At 68.2% G+C, this 15,156-nt stretch carries 14 protein-coding genes; 4 read left to right on the forward strand and 10 right to left on the reverse strand.

Annotated elements, in window-relative coordinates; translation table 11 throughout:
* The first annotated feature begins 67 nt into the window (after positions 1-67).
* On the forward strand, positions 68-670 hold the full coding sequence (locus ACFU9P_RS31540; RefSeq protein WP_384087440.1) for a rhomboid family intramembrane serine protease: 603 nt from the start codon (positions 68-70) through the stop codon (positions 668-670).
* Here the strand turns inward: ACFU9P_RS31540 and mqnP are convergent.
* The gene (gene mqnP, locus ACFU9P_RS31545; RefSeq protein WP_384087443.1) at positions 660-1,574 is read right to left on the reverse strand and encodes a menaquinone biosynthesis prenyltransferase MqnP; all 915 of its coding nucleotides are present in this window, start codon (positions 1,572-1,574) and stop codon (positions 660-662) included. The two genes, ACFU9P_RS31540 and mqnP, sit on opposite strands and share 11 nt — an antisense overlap.
* A complete protein-coding gene (locus ACFU9P_RS31550) occupies positions 1,571-3,022 on the reverse strand; it encodes a menaquinone biosynthesis decarboxylase (RefSeq protein WP_376377747.1) in 1,452 nt (483 codons plus the stop codon). Before ACFU9P_RS31550 ends, mqnP begins: the two co-directional genes overlap by 4 nt.
* Positions 3,023-3,110: 88 nt before the next feature.
* Here ACFU9P_RS31550 and ACFU9P_RS31555 point away from each other — a divergent pair, with 88 nt between their 5' ends.
* A complete protein-coding gene (locus ACFU9P_RS31555) occupies positions 3,111-3,506 on the forward strand; it encodes a PLD nuclease N-terminal domain-containing protein (protein WP_376377745.1) in 396 nt (131 codons plus the stop codon).
* A gap of 142 nt (positions 3,507-3,648) precedes the next feature.
* On the opposite strand, the gene ccsB is transcribed toward ACFU9P_RS31555, so the two are convergent.
* The 7 genes from ccsB to hemL form a co-directional block, all read right to left on the reverse strand.
* A complete protein-coding gene (ccsB, locus tag ACFU9P_RS31560) occupies positions 3,649-4,740 on the reverse strand; it encodes a c-type cytochrome biogenesis protein CcsB (RefSeq protein ID WP_376377743.1) in 1,092 nt (363 codons plus the stop codon).
* A complete protein-coding gene (locus ACFU9P_RS31565) occupies positions 4,737-6,590 on the reverse strand; it encodes a cytochrome c biogenesis protein ResB (RefSeq protein ID WP_384087448.1) in 1,854 nt (617 codons plus the stop codon). Before ACFU9P_RS31565 ends, ccsB begins: the two co-directional genes overlap by 4 nt.
* Positions 6,591-6,594: 4 nt before the next feature.
* A complete protein-coding gene (locus ACFU9P_RS31570; protein WP_376377739.1) occupies positions 6,595-7,332 on the reverse strand; it encodes a cytochrome c biogenesis CcdA family protein in 738 nt (245 codons plus the stop codon).
* A gap of 82 nt (positions 7,333-7,414) precedes the next feature.
* A complete protein-coding gene (locus ACFU9P_RS31575) occupies positions 7,415-8,038 on the reverse strand; it encodes a TlpA family protein disulfide reductase (RefSeq protein WP_384087451.1) in 624 nt (207 codons plus the stop codon).
* Complete coding sequence (locus ACFU9P_RS31580) at positions 8,035-9,363, reverse strand: hypothetical protein (protein ID WP_384087454.1); 1,329 nt, start codon at positions 9,361-9,363, stop codon at positions 8,035-8,037. The genes ACFU9P_RS31575 and ACFU9P_RS31580 overlap by 4 nt, the downstream gene beginning before the upstream one ends.
* 185 nt (positions 9,364-9,548) lie before the next feature.
* Entirely contained in the window at positions 9,549-10,259 is a 711-nt protein-coding gene (locus tag ACFU9P_RS31585) for a histidine phosphatase family protein (protein WP_376377733.1), read from the reverse strand.
* The gene (gene hemL / locus ACFU9P_RS31590) at positions 10,256-11,638 is read right to left on the reverse strand and encodes a glutamate-1-semialdehyde 2,1-aminomutase (protein ID WP_384087566.1); all 1,383 of its coding nucleotides are present in this window, start codon (positions 11,636-11,638) and stop codon (positions 10,256-10,258) included. Before hemL ends, ACFU9P_RS31585 begins: the two co-directional genes overlap by 4 nt.
* Before the next feature lie 116 nt (positions 11,639-11,754).
* Between hemL and ACFU9P_RS31595 the strand changes: the two genes are divergently transcribed.
* Positions 11,755-12,339: a hypothetical protein gene (locus tag ACFU9P_RS31595; protein ID WP_079023189.1), complete on the forward strand. Its 585-nt coding sequence runs from the start codon at positions 11,755-11,757 to the stop codon at positions 12,337-12,339.
* Positions 12,340-12,431: 92 nt separating this feature from the next.
* On the opposite strand, the gene ACFU9P_RS31600 is transcribed toward ACFU9P_RS31595, so the two are convergent.
* Entirely contained in the window at positions 12,432-12,728 is a 297-nt protein-coding gene (locus tag ACFU9P_RS31600; protein ID WP_384087458.1) for an excalibur calcium-binding domain-containing protein, read from the reverse strand.
* A gap of 642 nt (positions 12,729-13,370) precedes the next feature.
* Here ACFU9P_RS31600 and ACFU9P_RS31605 point away from each other — a divergent pair.
* Positions 13,371-15,023 carry a hypothetical protein gene (locus tag ACFU9P_RS31605; protein WP_384087461.1) on the forward strand — a complete coding sequence of 551 codons (1,653 nt, stop codon included), beginning with the start codon at positions 13,371-13,373 and terminating at the stop codon, positions 15,021-15,023.
* The last annotated feature ends 133 nt before the right edge of the window (positions 15,024-15,156 follow it).

Genomic DNA, 15,156 nt, shown 5'->3' on the forward strand with positions numbered 1-15,156 from the left:
GTAAGGTGCCCCGTCCGTTCCCCCGGTGAAGAGCGAGTGGACTGAAAAAATCGGGGGGTGGGGAATCATGACCGGTACGGGATCCGGGTGGGCCAGGACCGGCCGGGCGAAGGCCGCCGCCAAGCTGATGGCGGGATGGGTCGCCCTGCTGTGGCTGCTCGAATTGGTCGACGTTCTCACCGCCAACTCCCTCGACAGCTACGGCATCGTCCCGCGCGAGCCGTCCGAGCTGGCCGACATCGTCCCGGCGTCCTTCATCCACTTCGGCTTCGCCCATGTCGCGGCGAACACGATTCCGCTGCTGGTCTTCGGTTTCCTGGCCGCGCTCGGCGGCATCCGCAGGTTCCTGGCCGTGTGCGCGGTGATCATCGTGGCCGACGGTCTGGGCGTCTGGCTGATATCGCCGTCGCACACCAATACCGCGGGCGCGTCCGGTCTGATCTTCGGGCTGTTCGGCTATCTCCTGGTCCGCGGCTTCGTCGAGCGCAAGCCCGCCGGCATAGTCGTCGGTCTGGTGATCGGCGCGATATGGGGCAGCTCGATCCTGTTCGGCATATCCCCGGCCAATACGACGGTGAGCTGGCAGGGCCATCTCATCGGTCTGGTCGCGGGGATCGCCACGGCGTTCATGTTCCGCCGCCCGGCCGTACGGGCGGCGCTCACCCCGTAAGGCCGCGCACCACCAGGTCGAGCAGCGCGCACACGAACAGGGCGATGCCGATAAAGCCGTTGACCGTGAAGAACGCCCTGTTGAGCCGTGACAGGTCGTGCGGCTTCACGATCGTGTGCTCGTACAGGAAGGCACCCACCACGATCACCAGACCGGTCCAGAAGAACACCCCGGCGTCCGTGGCCAGTCCGTACCACACCAGCAGGGCGGTGGTGACGGCGTGGCAGGCGCGCGCTCCGTACAGCGCGCCGGGGACCCCGAAGCGGGCCGGCACGGACATCACGCCGTGCGCGCGGTCCGCCTGGACGTCCTGGCAGGCGAAGATCAGGTCGAAGCCGCCGATCCAGACCCCGACCGCCAGGCCGAGGATCACCGCGTCCCAGGACCAGGCCCCGGTGATCGCGATCCAGGCGCCCACCGGGCCCATGGCCTGGGCGAGTCCGAGGATGGCGTGCGGAAAGTTGGTGAACCTCTTGCCGTACGGATAGACCACCATCGGGATCACGGCGATCGGCGCGAGGGCGAGACAGAGGGGGTTCAGCGCGGCGGCGGCCGCGAGGAAGATCACAACGGCGACCCCCGCCCCCGTCCAGGCGGAGCGTACGGACATCGCGCCCGTCACCAACTCCCGCCCGGCGGTGCGTGGATTGCGGGCGTCGATCTCGCGGTCGATGATCCGGTTGCAGGCCATCGCGAAGGTGCGCAGCCCGACCATGGCGACGGTGACCAGCAGCAGCTTGCCCCAGTGGACATTGCCGTCCAGGCGGAACATCGCGGTCAGCGCGGCGATATACGCGAACGGCAGGGCGAACACCGAGTGCTCGATCATCACCAGCCGCAGGAACGCCCGGGTTTTCCCGCCCGCCCGCGCCGGTCCGGGCCCGACGACTTCCGCTGCGCTCACAGGCCGTACTCCCTCCACCGGCGGTCGACCTTCGCCGCCGTCTCCGGGTCGGACTCGACCATCTCCGGCCAGCCGCCGTCCCGTGTGTACCCCTCCTCGGGGAGCTTGCGCGTCGCGTCGATCCCCGCCTTGCCGCCCCAGAACTGCTGGTACGAGGAGTGGTCGAGATGGTCGACCGGTCCCTCGACGACCGTGAGGTCGCGCGCGTAGTCGGTGTTGCCCAGCGCGCGCCAGGACACCTCGTGCAGATCGTGCACATCGCAGTCCGCGTCGACGACCACGATCAGCTTGGTCAGCGACATCATGTGTGCCCCCCAGATCGCGTGCATCACCTTCTGCGCGTGCTTGGGATACTTCTTGTCGATCGAGACGATCGCACAGTTGTGGAAACCGCCCGACTCGGGGAGGTGGTAGTCCACGATGTCCGGCACGATGATCTTCAGCAGCGGCAGGAAGAACCGTTCCGTCGCCCGTCCCAGCGGCCCGTCCTCCGTGGGCGGCCGGCCGACCACGATCGACTGGAGCAGCGGGCGTCTGCGCATCGTCACACAGTCGATGGTGAGCGCGGGAAAGGGCTCCTGCGGGGTGTAGAAGCCGGTGTGGTCCCCGAACGGGCCCTCCGGGAGCGTCTTCCCGGGCTCCAGCCAGCCCTCGATGACGACTTCGGCGTTGGCCGGGACCTGGAGCGGCACGGTCTTGCAGTCGACCATCTCGATCCGCCGGCCCTGGACGAAGCCCGCGAAGAGATACTCGTCGATGTCACCGGGCAGCGGCGCGGTGGATGCGTACGTCACGGCGGGCGGGCAGCCGAACGCGATCGCGACGGGCAGCCGTTCCCCGCGTCTGGCGGCCACTTGGTAGTGGTTGCGGCTGTCCTTGTGGATCTGCCAGTGCATGCCGATGGTGCGCCGGTCATGGCGCTGGAGCCGGTAGAGCCCGAGATTGCGGATCCCGGTCTCCGGGTGCTTGGTGTGCGTCAGACCGAGGTTGAAGAACGACCCGCCGTCGTGCGGCCAGGTGAAGAGCGCGGGAAGCTGGTCCAGATCGACGTCGTCGCCGGTGAGGACCGTTTCCTGAACGGGTGCGTCCTTGATCTTCTTCGGTGGCACATGGGCCATCGCGCCGAGCTTGCCGAAGGCCTCGCGCAGCCCCATGAAGCCCTGGGGAAGCTCCGGTTTGAGCAGTCCGCCGATCTTGTCGCTGATCTCGTTGTACGAGGTGAGGCCGAGCGCCTTGAGCAGCCGGCGGTCCGTGCCGTACACATTCATGGCCAGCGGCATCGAGGAGCCCCGGACATTCTCGAAGAGCAGGGCGGGGCCGCCGGACTTGTTCACCCGGTCGACAATCTCCCCGACCTCAAGATGCGGGTCGACTTCCGCCTTGATGCGCTTGAGGTCGCCCTCGCGCTCCAGCGCCCTGAGCAGCGAGCGAAGATCGTCGTAAGCCATGCGTCCCAGTATCGGCCACCCGGTACCCTGGGCCGGTCACCGGGGCCGTCGCACGGCCCCCAACCGTTCCCGGGGAGACCGTCCAGCCATGCTCAGGTATCTGCCGTTCCTGCTGGTCCTGGCGCTGTGGATCTATGCCTTCATCGACTGCCTCAACACCCCTGAGGAAGAGGTCAAGGGCCTTCCCAAGGTGGTCTGGGTCATCATCATCCTGCTGTTCGGCGAGGTGCTGATCGGTCCGATCGCGTGGCTGGTGGTGGGCAAGGTCCGGCGCGGCCCCGCGGGCGGTTCGACACCGTCCGAGTGGCACCGGAACCAGCGCGGGAAGTGGACGGCGCCGGACGACAATCCGGCGTTCCTGGACTCCCTGAAGGAAGAGAACAAGAAGGACGAGGCCCTGCTCAAGGACTGGGAGGCGGATCTCCGCCGCCGCGAGGAGGAGATCAAGCGCCGCGAGCGGGAGCAGGGCGGCGGCGACAACTGAGTCGCGTACGTACGAGGGTGCGTACGGCAGGTGCCCCGCGCGGACCGGATCCGCGCGGGGCACCTGCGTACTACGGACCGTACGAACGCCGTAGCACCTGCCGTACGAGCCTTACGGCCGGGCCTCGGACGCCCGCGTGACCTCAGACGCCCGCGTACGAGTGCTTGCCGGTCACGAAGATATTGACGCCGTAGTAGTTGAACAGCCAGCAGCCGAAGGCGATCAGCGCCAGATAGGCGGCCTTGCGGCCCTTCCAGCCGGCGGTGGCGCGGGCGTGCAGATAGCAGGCGTACGCGACCCAGGTGATGAACGACCAGACCTCCTTGGGGTCCCAGCCCCAGTAGCGGCCCCAGGCGTCGCCCGCCCAGATCGCGCCCGCGATGATCGTGAAGGTCCACAGCGGGAAGACGGCGGCGTTGACGCGGTACGCGAACTTGTCGAGCGTCGCCGAGGCGGGCAGCCGTTCCAGTACGGAGGTGGCGAAGGAGCCGGGCGTGAGGCCGGTGGCGAGCTTCGTCTCGTACCGCTCACGGAACAGATAGAGCAGCGTGGCGACCGCGCCGACGTAGAACACCGCGCCGCAGAAGATCGCCGTGGATACGTGGATCCACAGCCAGTACGAGTGGAGCGCGGGCACCAACTGGTCGCTGTCGGTGTACAGGACGGTGACGGCGAGGCCGAGATCGAGCAGGACCGTGGTGATGAGCGGCAGCCCGATCCAGCGGACGTTCTTCTTCAGTGCGAGAAGGACGAGATAGACCGTGACGGCGACGGTGGAGAAGGTGATGTTGAACTCGTACATGTTGCCCCACGGCGCCCGCTGTACGGACAGCGCGCGAGCGACCACACCGGCGGCCTCGACCAGCCAGGCGAGGACGGTGAGGGAGACGGCGATCCGGCCGTACAAGTCGCCCTGCGCGTCTCCGCCGTGCGCGCCGGGGCCGTCCGGGACGTTCCGCGTACCGGCCGCGGAGCGGGTGATGATCTTCGGCCGCTCCAGGACGGCCGTCGCGCCGCCCTGCTGTGCGACCTGGATCTCCACCGGGCCCGCCGCGGCTCCCTGGGCGCCGCCGGTCAGCGCGGCGGCGGTACGGGCCACCCGGCTGCGGCTGCCGAACAGCCACTCCGCGATATGCGCGAAGAAGGCCAGCGTGTAGACGGCCATGGCCGAGTAGATCAGCACATTGCTGGTCTGTGCCAGGCTCTCATTGGTTGCTGCGGCGGCGAGACTCACTTCTCAGCCCCTTCGGCTTCGACAGACTGTTCCGCGGAACTGCCCGCGGGATCAGGCGCGGTGGGCGCCTCTGAATGGAGGGTGCCGGCCAGCTCGGCCAGTTCCTCGGGGAGCTTGGCGGACTCGCTGCGGCCGAGTCCGGCCATCTCGACGACGGTGACGCCGTCGGCGCCCCGTACGGCCCGGACCCAGATCCGGCGCCGCTGGATGAAGAGGGAGCCCGCGAGACCCGCGATGGCGGCGACGGCTCCGGTCAGGGCCCAGGCGTCACCGGGCTGGTGCGAGATCTGGAAGCTCGCCCACTCCTTGACGTCCTTCTCGAAGGTGATCGAGCCGGCGCCGTCGGGCAGGGTGAGCTTCTCGCCGGGCAGCAGGGTCGTCTTCAGGAGGGCGCCCTTGGCGTCCTTGAAGGGCTTCATCTTCCTGGTGTCCAGTTGGTACACATTCTGCGGAAGCCCCGAGTCGACGCCCAGACTGCCGTGGTACGCGCCGATGTTGAGCACCGGGAAGTCGAGGGCGGGGAACTGGGAGAACATCTGGCCCGAGTCCTTGCCGCCGTAGGTCGGCACGAAGAAGGCGGCGAAGCCCAGTTGGTCCTTTTTGCCGTTCTTGTCGCGGTAGCCGTCCATCACCTTGATGGCACCGGTGGACGAGACGTTGTTGTCGATGGGCAGCAGCGGGACCGCGCCCTTGAAGACCACCTGGCCGCGGCCGTCCCGGACGGTGACGACCGGGGCGTAACCGTGCGAGATCAGATAGACCTTCGAACCCTGGACTTCGAGCGGCTTGTTGACCTCGATGACCGAGGTGCGTTCGGCACCGCCGGCCGAGGTCGTGTAGCGGACCTTGGCCTCGAAGGTGCGCGGGGTGCCGAGCTGCGGTCCGCTCCGCTCGTACGTCGCCGTGAACGAGTCGAGGGTGAAGCTGAAGGGCGCCAGATCGTCCGTGTTGAAGAGCGAGCCGGACTTGAAGTCGTCGTACTGGGTGAGGGTGTTGGAGAAACCGTCGCCCTCGACGACCAGTTTGCCGCCCTCGGACTTGAAGAGCTGCCCGGTGGCGAAGGCCACCAGCAGCACGATCAGGGCGACATGGAAGATCAGGTTGCCGGCTTCGCGGAGATAGCCCTTCTCGGCGGCGACCGCGTCACCGGAGACGTGCGTACGGAAGCGGTGCCGCTTGAGGATCGCGAGCGCGGCCTCGCGGGCGGCCTCGGGCGTCGCCCGCGTACGCCAGGTCGTGTACGCGGGGAGCCGGGTGAGGCGGCGGGGCGCGGCCGGCGGGCGGGAGCGCAGCTGGCCGGCGAACTGCCAGGTGCGCGGGACGATACAGCCGATGAGCGAGATGAACAGCAGGATGTAGATCGCGGAGAACCACACCGAGCTGTAGACGTGGAAGAGCTGGAGCTTGTCGTAGATCGGCGCCAGGGTCTCGTGGCGGTCCTTGAAGTCCTGGACCTTGAGCTCGTCGACGCTGGTCTGCGGGATGAGCGAGCCGGGGATGGAGCCGAGGGAGAGGAGGAAGAGCAGGATCAGCGCGACGCGCATGGAGGTGAGCTGGCGCCAGAACCAGCGGAGCCAGCCTACGAGGGAGAGGGTGGGGCCGCCGAGGGCGGTCTCCTCGCGGGGGGCGGTGGAGAGCTGGGAGCCGGCGGCGCCGAGGTCGGGCGCGTCGTCGGAGGCTGCGTCATCGCGGGCTGCCTCGTCGCGGGCCGCGGCTGCTGTTTCGTGTGCGGCTGATTCGCGTACGGCCGTCTCTTGTGCGGTTGGTTCGGCCGCGGGTTCGGCCGCGGCCGTCTCTTGTGCCGCTGTTTCGCCGCTCATGGAAGTCTCGCTCGTGGACGCCTTGCTCATGGCACTAGATCCCCACCGTGTAGCCGTCGGACCAGCCCTGCATCTCCTGCACGATGCCGTCCCACGCACCGGTCAGCAGCAGCAGACCGGTCGCGATCATCATCGCCCCGCCGATCCGCATCACCCAGGCGTAATGCCGCTTGATCCAGCCGAACGCGCCCAGCGCCCTGCGGAACGCCACCGCCGCGAGGACGAAGGGGACACCGAGGCCCAGACAGTACGCCACGGTCAGCAGGGCCCCCCGCCCCGCGCTCGCCTCGTTGAACGCCAGGGCCTGTACGGACGAGATGGTCGGCCCGAGACAGGGCGTCCAGCCGATCCCGAAGAGCGCGCCCAGCAGAGGCGCGCCCGCGAGGCCGGTCACCGGACTGCGGTGGAAGCGGAATTCGCGCTGGGTGAGCCAGGGCATCAGCCCCAGGAAGAACACGCCCATCAGGATCATCAGCGCGCCGAGCACCTTGGAGAGGATCTCCCGGTGCCCCTGGAGCGTCGCGCCGAAGTAGCCGAAGAGCGCGCCGCCCGAGACGAAGACCGCGGTGAAACCGACCACGAAGAGCGTGGCGCCGACAACCATCCGGCCGCGTCGCGCCTGCGCCAGATCGGTGCCGCTGACGCCGGTGACGTACGACAGATAGCCGGGTACGAGCGGCAGGACGCAGGGCGAGAAGAACGAGACGAGCCCGCCGAGCAGGGCGATCGGCAGCGCGAGCAGCAGCGCTCCGCTGTAGACGGTCTCATTCATGCGCGGACCGTCTCTTTCGTACCTGTACGGACCGTCTCATCCATGCCGGGGACCGCGGCCGCGGCGAGAACCTGCACCGCGATCACTTCTCCGCGATCAGCGGGTCGATCATCGAGCGCAGCTTCTCTTCGTCCAGCGCCATCAGCGAACGCGCCGCGATCTTCCCGTCCCGGTCGAGCACGACGGTGGAGGGAATGGCCTGCGGGTTGAGACTGCCCTTGGGGAAGCCGTTGACGATCAGCTTGCCCACCGGGTCGTACAGGCTCGGGTACGGGACGCCGTAGTCCTTCTCGAAGGCGACCGCGGCGCCCTTGTTGGAGTCGCGGGTGTTGATCCCGACGAACGCGACGCCCTGGGACTCGGTCTCCTTGGCGGCCTTGGCGAAGTGCTTGGCCTCCTGGCGGCAGGGCCCGCACCACGAGCCCCAGACGTTCAGGACGACGATCTTGCCCTTGAGGTCGGCGACATCGAGCTTCGTGCCGTCGAGGGTCTCACCGGCGATCTTGTTGACGGGCTGCCGTTCGGACTTCGCGACGGTGGAGATACCGCCGGTGTTCGTCACGAAATTGGTGTCGCCCCCGCCACCGGACTTGCCCCCGCCACTGCACGCCGAGAGCGTGAGCGCCGCCGCGACGACGAGGACCGGCGCGAGGGCGGCGCGGAACCGGCGGTCGGAGCTGCGTAGGGGGGCGCGGCCTGAGTTCATGTGAAAAGTTTCGCATGGGCGTTTCGGGGATCTTGGGCGCCCCCCTGGGTGCCACGGAGGAAGGCACGCCAGCCGCCGGCCGGGGACTGTCCGACGTCCAGCGTACGGAGTTTGGCGAGTACGGCGGGATCCTGTACGTCGAGCCAGTCGGTGAACTGGCGGAAGGACACCAGCCGTACGTCCTTCTTGCCCGCCATTCCCTTCAGCGCCTCTTCGACGGCGTCCATATAGATTCCGCCGTTCCACTGCTCGAAGTGGTTGCCTATGAAGAACGGCGCGCGATTCGTCTCGTACGCCCGGCGGAATCCGCCGAGATACGCCTGGGTGGCCTGCCTGCGCCAGCCGTCGTACCGGGACTTCATGCCGTTCGTCGAATTACGGGACTGATTGGCGAGCATGTTGTAGTCCATGGAGAGGACTTCAAAACTGTGGCCGGGGAACGGTACGGCCTGAAGCGGGAAATTCCAGATTCCGTGCAGCTTGTCCGGCCATATCTGGGTGCCGCCCGGCGAACTCGCGTCGTAACGCCAGCCCATTTTCCGTACCGCCGGCAGAAGTTTGTCCTGGCCGAGCAGACAGGGCGTACGGCCGCCGGTCAGTTCCTTGCGGTAGTCGAAGGGCAGCGGGTCGAGTTCGGTCCAGCCGCTGTTCGTACGCCACTCGGTGACAAAGGAGACGGCCTGGTCGATCTCGCTGCGCCACTGCCGTGGGGTCCAGCGGTCCACCGATCCCGAGCCGCCGCAGAAGTGCCCGTTGAAGTGGGTGCCGATCTCGTGGCCGTCCAGCCAGGCCCGGCGGATGTTCGTGAGCGTGTCCTTGATGTGGGCGTCGGTGAGATAGCCGATGTCGGAGGCGCCCACGGGATTGTTGGGCGGGCGGTAGAGCGTCTTCTTCGACTCGGGCAGCAGATAGATGCCGGAGAGGAAGAAACTCATCGCGGCGCCATGGTTCCTGGCGAGTTCGAGAAAGCGCGGAAAGAGTCCGTTGCCGACTTCGCCCGCGCCGTCCCAGGAGAAGATCACGAACTGCGGTGGGGTTTCGCCGGGTTCGAGCGGAACGGGCGGGGGCGGCTGGTGCGGCTGTTTTCCGGTGTCGGAAGTGGAACCGTCGCCTATGAGCCGGACGTCCTTTCCGGCGGGGCGAGCGGTGGCCGTCGGCTTTCCGCCCGAACCACTCGTACCACCGCTGTCGCCCGTACTGGAATGGCGCGGCTTTGCGGCGCCGGCGCGGCTGGTGGAGCCGGTGGTGCCGCAGCCCGCGATTCCGATCGTGGCGGCGGCGCCGATACCGGCTCCGAGCAGATTCCTTCGGCTGATGTCGCGCATACAGGTCCCATCCGCGCTCGACTTGTGCGTACGCCGCTGATACGGGTCTTACAAGCGGCACCACAAGAGATGGCGTGCTGAACGCGGAGGTTCCAGAGATTCCAGAACTTGTCACATCTTTACTGACGCACCGATGACGCGCCGATGACGCGCTGTACAGGGAATATGGCCCTATGCGCCGGGCCCTACGCGCCGAAGGCTTTCGCGCCGCCCTTCACGGGTTTGGCACCGGCGAGGAGATGCGCGGGGACCAGATCCCGGGCCGGCTCGGAGTAGGCGACCGCGACGATCTTGTCGCCGTGGTAGGTGAAGCTCGTCAGGGACGCGAGCGTGCACTGCCGCCGGCGCGGATCGTGCCAGAGCCTGCGCCGCTCGACGAAGCTCCGCACGATCCAGATCGGCAACTGGTGCCCGACACAGACCGCCTCATGTCCGCGCGCCGCGTCCCGGGCGGCGTTGAGCGCGCCCATCATCCGTACGACCTGGTCGATGTACGGCTCGCCCCAGGACGGGCGGAAGGGGTTGGTGAGGTACTTCCAGTTGGCGGGCTTGCGCAGCGCGCCGTCACCGACGCCGAAGGACTTGCCCTCGAAGATGTTCGCCGCCTCGATCAGCCGGTCGTCGGTGGCGACGGTCAGCCCGTGGATCTTGGCGATGGGCGCGGCGGTCTCCTGGGCGCGCTCCAGCGGCGAGGCGACGACGTGAGCGATGTCACGGTCGGCGAGATGCTCGGCGACCCGGTCGGCCATGCGGCGGCCCAGGTCGGAGAGGTGGTAACCGGGGCGGCGGCCGTACAGGACACCGTCGGGGTTGTGGACCTCGCCGTGCCGCATGAGGTGGACGACGGTCACTTCGTTCGGCTCGCTCACTTCGTACGGCTCACTCGACTCGCTCATGCGGTGCTCTCCGGCTTCTCCGGTGCGGTGGCTTCGGCGGCTGCCGGTGCCGGGCCCGGCTCTGTGGCTTCGGCGGCGGCCCGGGCGGCGGCCGGCAGGGCGGCGGCGATGCGCTCGATCGCGCGCTCGTCGTGGGCGGTGGAGACGAACCACGACTCGAAGGACGACGGTGGCAGATACACGCCATCGGAAAGCAGCGAGTGGAAGAACGCGGTGAAACGGAAGGACTCCTGCTTCTTCGCGTCCTCGTAATCGCGGACCTCGTCGGCCGTGAAGAAGACGGAGAACATATTGCTCGCCGACTGCACCCGGTGGGCAACCCCCTCCTTGCCGAGCGCCTCCGTCACCAGCTTCTGGATCTGGAGCGAGACCGCGTCGACCTTCTCGTACGCCGCGTCGTCCAGCAGCCGGAGCTGCGCGAGCCCGGCGGCGGTGGCGACCGGGTTCCCGGAGAGCGTGCCGGCCTGGTAGACGGGTCCCGCCGGGGCGAGCCGGCCCATGACATCGGCCCGGCCGCCGAAGGCCGCGGCCGGGAAGCCGCCGCCCATGACCTTGCCGAAGGTCATCAGGTCGGGGGCGACGCCGTCGATCCCGTACCAGCCGGACCTGGACGTACGGAAACCGGTCATGACCTCGTCGGAGATGAACAGCGCGCCGTCGGCGGCGCAGATCTCCTTGAGCCCGGCGTTGAAGCCGTCCCGCGGCGGTACGACGCCCATGTTGCCCGGCGACGCCTCGGTGATCACACAGGCGATCTCACCGGGGTGCGCGGCGAAGGCCCGCCGTACCGCGTCGAGATCGTTGTACGGCAGTACGAGGGTGTCGCCGGCCTGGGCGCCGGTCACCCCGGGCGTGTCGGGCAGCCCGAAGGTCGCGACCCCGGAGCCGGCGGCGGCGAGCAGCGCGTCGACATGCCCGTGGTAGCAGCCGGCGAACTTGACGATCTTCGCGCGCCCGGTGAATCCGCGGGCGAGCCGGATCGCGGACATGGTCGCCTCGGTGCCGGAGGAGACGAGCCGTACCTGCTCGACGGGCGCGACCCGCGCCACGATCTCCTCGGCGAGCGCGACCTCGCCCTCACCCGGCGTCCCGAAGGACGTACCCCGGGCGACCGCCGCCTGGACCGCTTCGACAACCTCCGGGCGGGAATGTCCGAGGATCATCGGCCCCCAGGAACAGACGAGATCGACATACTCGCGGCCGTCCGCATCGATGAGGTATGGACCGTTACCGGACACCATGAACCGGGGTGTTCCGCCCACCGCCCGGAAGGCGCGGACAGGGGAGTTCACGCCGCCGGGTGTCACGACAGCCGCGCGGTCGAAAAGCGTCTGCGAAACTGGGGCGTCATAGTCATAGGGGAAGCTCACGCAATCAATGGTGTCAGAGCCTCGGACGTTCTTGCGGACAGGTGTTTCACCGCACGTTCGTGGGGGAGGTCACTGTCACGATGATCGGGTTGCGCGGCCGGGGCTGCGAGTGGTCGGGTGGAGATATGCATCGCGGTGGCGGACTGGGTGAGGGGACCGACGATCTGGGTCCCGAGCCTGCCCGGCGTGGGAAGCACCGACGCCGCGAGCGCGAGGCCCGTGAGCAACCTCCGGGAAGCGAACGACGTCCGGAGAGCAGGAGTGGTGGCCGGGTGGGGGTGACCTACAAGTACTTCGGCGCGCCCGACGGAGCCACGGCAGCCCGCGTCCCGATCTCCATGCGCCCGGAGGAACTGGGCGGCGACGAGCTGGGCATGGGCGGCATGTTCACGAAGATCAAGCCCGAGACGATAGCGGCAATGGTCCTCACGGGCATTCAGGGCATGCCCCTGCACAAGGTCCCCCCACTGGAACTGGTGGTCCTGCACCCCGACTACGCGGTCGTCAAACTCCCCATGACGGTCGTCGACCCCCTGCGCGGCATCGGCGAGGAATCGGTCGGCGCGGCAGCCTTCATCTGGTCCACGGTCCCGGACCGCGGCGGCCCGAGGGACGCGTACAACGTGTACCAACTGCTGCACGAATGGCAGGACTTCAGCCACCGGCTGCACGAGGCGGGGCATCAGCCTTATTGCTTGGTGTGGCCGTGAGTTGAGGTGACCGGGGTCCCGCGGGGCCCCGGGCAGCGTGACGCCCCCTCCTTGGGAGGGGGCGTTTTTGGGTGCTGTTCAGGCGGGCCGGGTTATTCGCATCCGACTCCGTCGCCGTCTCTGTCCAGGTGACGTCCGTAGCCGGGGTCGCCGGTGTAAACCGGGGCCGCGCCCGCCGCTCGGGCCGCCGTGCAGTTGGCGTAGTACGCCGAGCCGCCCGAGGTGTCCTCGCTGTCGCTGCCGGTGTTGTCGTCGGCGCCGGCGGCCGGGGCGACGGTGACCCGGACCGTCTTCGTCTTCGTGACCGTAGGCGCCGGCTTCGGGGGCGCCGTCACCGTCTTGGCGGGGAGAGGTTCCGCGGTGGTGGTCGCCGTCGTTGTGACCGTCACCGACGGACCCGGCTTCTCGCTCACCGTCTGCCCGGATTTCGTACCGTCGTCGGCCGTGCCGATGCCTACTCCGATGAAGAACAGGAGCGCGGCGCAGGGGAGAAGGACTCGCTTCCGCGTCCATCCCGGTCTGCCCGACAGGGACGGCGGCGAGAACGGCTGAGGCGGTTGGGGCGGCTGAGGCGGTTGACCCCAAGGCGGCTGCTGCGGCGGCTGGTTGTACGACATGCGTCCCCCTATGGGTGGTTCTGGAGGGACGAACGTATAAGCGCCCGCGGAAGCGTGGAGGGTATGTGCGCTCTCGGTAATCGAGTTGTGACCAAAGCGTGCAGAGCGGAGCCTCCGGCCGCCGAGCGACTCTCGTCCGTACCCCTGGAGTGGTGTCTGCGTGGCGGACGGAATGCTGCCTCGCGGGGTTCATGTGGCCGTTGGATCGATGCCACCTCTGGCGCCTATGGAACGGCTCTGACCTGCGGAAATCAGATCGAAACTGGGCCCCTCAACTGGGCCCTGGGACCCTGCGGGTGGGCCCGGGGCCGTCCTTAGGCTGCACTCGCTCGGGGGATCGGGGACGGGTGGCGAGGAGACGTGATGACGGGCGCCGGCAGGTTGCGCGGATGGCATAGACGCAGCCATGGACTGGTGGACCGAAGGCATCGCGACCGAAGGCATCGCGACCGGGGGCAGAGCGGGGCCGAGTACGCCGCGATGGTCGGGGTCGTGTCGCTGGTCGTCGCCGCGATCGTCGGCCTGAGCGTACCCACCGACACCGCGACTGGCCTGAAGACCCAGGTGTGCCGAATACTTCACCCGCTGAGCGGCGCGGACGCCTGCGCCTCCGGCGACTACGCGGGCGACGGGAGCGGAGAAGGCGGCGGAGGCGGCGATGGGGGCGGCGGAGGCGGAGACGGCTTCGTCCCCAACGGCGACCCATTCGAGCCCGCCAGGTGTCTGCTGTCGCAGGATCAGACCAAGACCACCGTCGTCGTCCAGATCTTCTTCATCAAGATCAGCAGTTCGGAGACGGTCAAGCTCCAGCAGTGGTCCGACGGTACGGTCACGCTGGAGCGGGTGACCGAAGCCGGTGGCGGGGTCACGGCGAGCATCTCCGCGGGCATTCCCGGACTGAAGGACTGGGGCGGCAGCGCCAAGCTGAGCGGTACGTATATGGCGGGCAGCGGCAGCGGCGGGCAGTGGCTGTTCAACGCGAACAAGACCGGCAACCCCCAGTCGGACCTGGAGGCCAACCTCGCGGACGCCCAGCAGTTCACCGAATACCTCAAGGCCATGGACGACTGCAACAAGACGACCGGCCCCCGCGCCTCCGAACTGGGGATGATCTGCGGCTACCACGCCGGCAAGAAGAAGCCCGACCTCCCGCCCGAGCGGGCACCGGACGTCGACATCACCAAGACCACCGTCGAGGCATCCGGCAACGTCAGCTTCGGCGGGAAGTTCAAGGGCAACGGCAAGAGCGGCAAGGACGCCGGCAAGAGCGACGGCCCCAAGGACCTCGGCAAGATCTCCGGCGAAGTCCTCTCCGGCACCATGACCGAAGACGTCGTCGTCATGCGCCACAACACCGGCATGAACGCCGGGAAGATCACCTTCATCTACACCTTCACCGTCAAAGGCATCGCCGGCGCGGGCGGAGTCGCCACCGGCGAGAGAATGCAGCAGGTGGCCGTCACGTACGACGCCGCCGCCTACGACCAGGAAGAAGCCGACGGCGCCGCACACCACCCCGAGAAGCTGGTGATCACCACCAGCCAGGAAGCCGGCGACGGTGGCGGCTTCAAGGGCGAGGCAGGCGCAAACGCCGGTCCCGTGACCATCGATGTCGGTGGCGGCGGCGGAACCACCGAGTCACAGATACACACCGAAACCGCCGAACTCATCCTCGACAACGACGCCGACAGCACCACCGTCGAGGACTGGCTGCGCGGAAACGGCGACCCCGCCAAGAACCCCCTCCCCTCCCCCTCGGACGCCGCCGAGGCACCCGACGACGACGCCAGCCCCCTCGAACGCCTCCTGCACGACAAGGGAAAGCTCAGCAAGCTCGACTACAAGGCCAACACCGACTGGTGGAACGCCTCCCTCGGCATCGGCTTCGGCATCTCCGTCGGACAGTTCTCCCTCGGTTTCAAGCTCTTCGGGATCGACATCACCCATGAGAGCAAGACACAGACCATCACCGGCGATCCGACCTACGCCACCGGCCCCACGAGCGGCGGCACCCGTCCCTGGGTCGAATGGAAGAACTGCACCCGGACCAAGCCCATCCCCACCTGACCGGTGGGTGGCCAGAGCCCGCACGGCACCACGGCATCACGGCACCACGGCACAGGCCTGGGGGGGAGGGAGAGGGCGGCACGCCCCGGGGAGACAGTCCCCCTCTCGTCTCTCCCCAGCTCCCCCCCCCGTT

It is taken from the genome of Streptomyces sp. NPDC057617 (genome assembly GCF_042800555.1).
Lineage (GTDB): Bacteria > Actinomycetota > Actinomycetes > Streptomycetales > Streptomycetaceae > Streptomyces.

Coding starts and splice junctions, on each gene's coding strand:
- ACFU9P_RS31540 (WP_384087440.1), top strand. CDS start 68: ATGACCGGTACGGGATCCGGGTGGGCCAGGACCGGCCGGGCGAAGGCC.
- ACFU9P_RS31550 (WP_376377747.1), bottom strand. CDS start 3,022: ATGGCTTACGACGATCTTCGCTCGCTGCTCAGGGCGCTGGAGCGCGAG.
- ACFU9P_RS31555 (WP_376377745.1), top strand. CDS start 3,111: ATGCTCAGGTATCTGCCGTTCCTGCTGGTCCTGGCGCTGTGGATCTAT.
- ACFU9P_RS31565 (WP_384087448.1), bottom strand. CDS start 6,590: ATGAGCAAGGCGTCCACGAGCGAGACTTCCATGAGCGGCGAAACAGCG.
- ACFU9P_RS31570 (WP_376377739.1), bottom strand. CDS start 7,332: ATGAATGAGACCGTCTACAGCGGAGCGCTGCTGCTCGCGCTGCCGATC.
- ACFU9P_RS31575 (WP_384087451.1), bottom strand. CDS start 8,038: ATGAACTCAGGCCGCGCCCCCCTACGCAGCTCCGACCGCCGGTTCCGC.
- ACFU9P_RS31580 (WP_384087454.1), bottom strand. CDS start 9,363: ATGCGCGACATCAGCCGAAGGAATCTGCTCGGAGCCGGTATCGGCGCC.
- ACFU9P_RS31585 (WP_376377733.1), bottom strand. CDS start 10,259: ATGAGCGAGTCGAGTGAGCCGTACGAAGTGAGCGAGCCGAACGAAGTG.
- ACFU9P_RS31595 (WP_079023189.1), top strand. CDS start 11,755: ATGCATCGCGGTGGCGGACTGGGTGAGGGGACCGACGATCTGGGTCCC.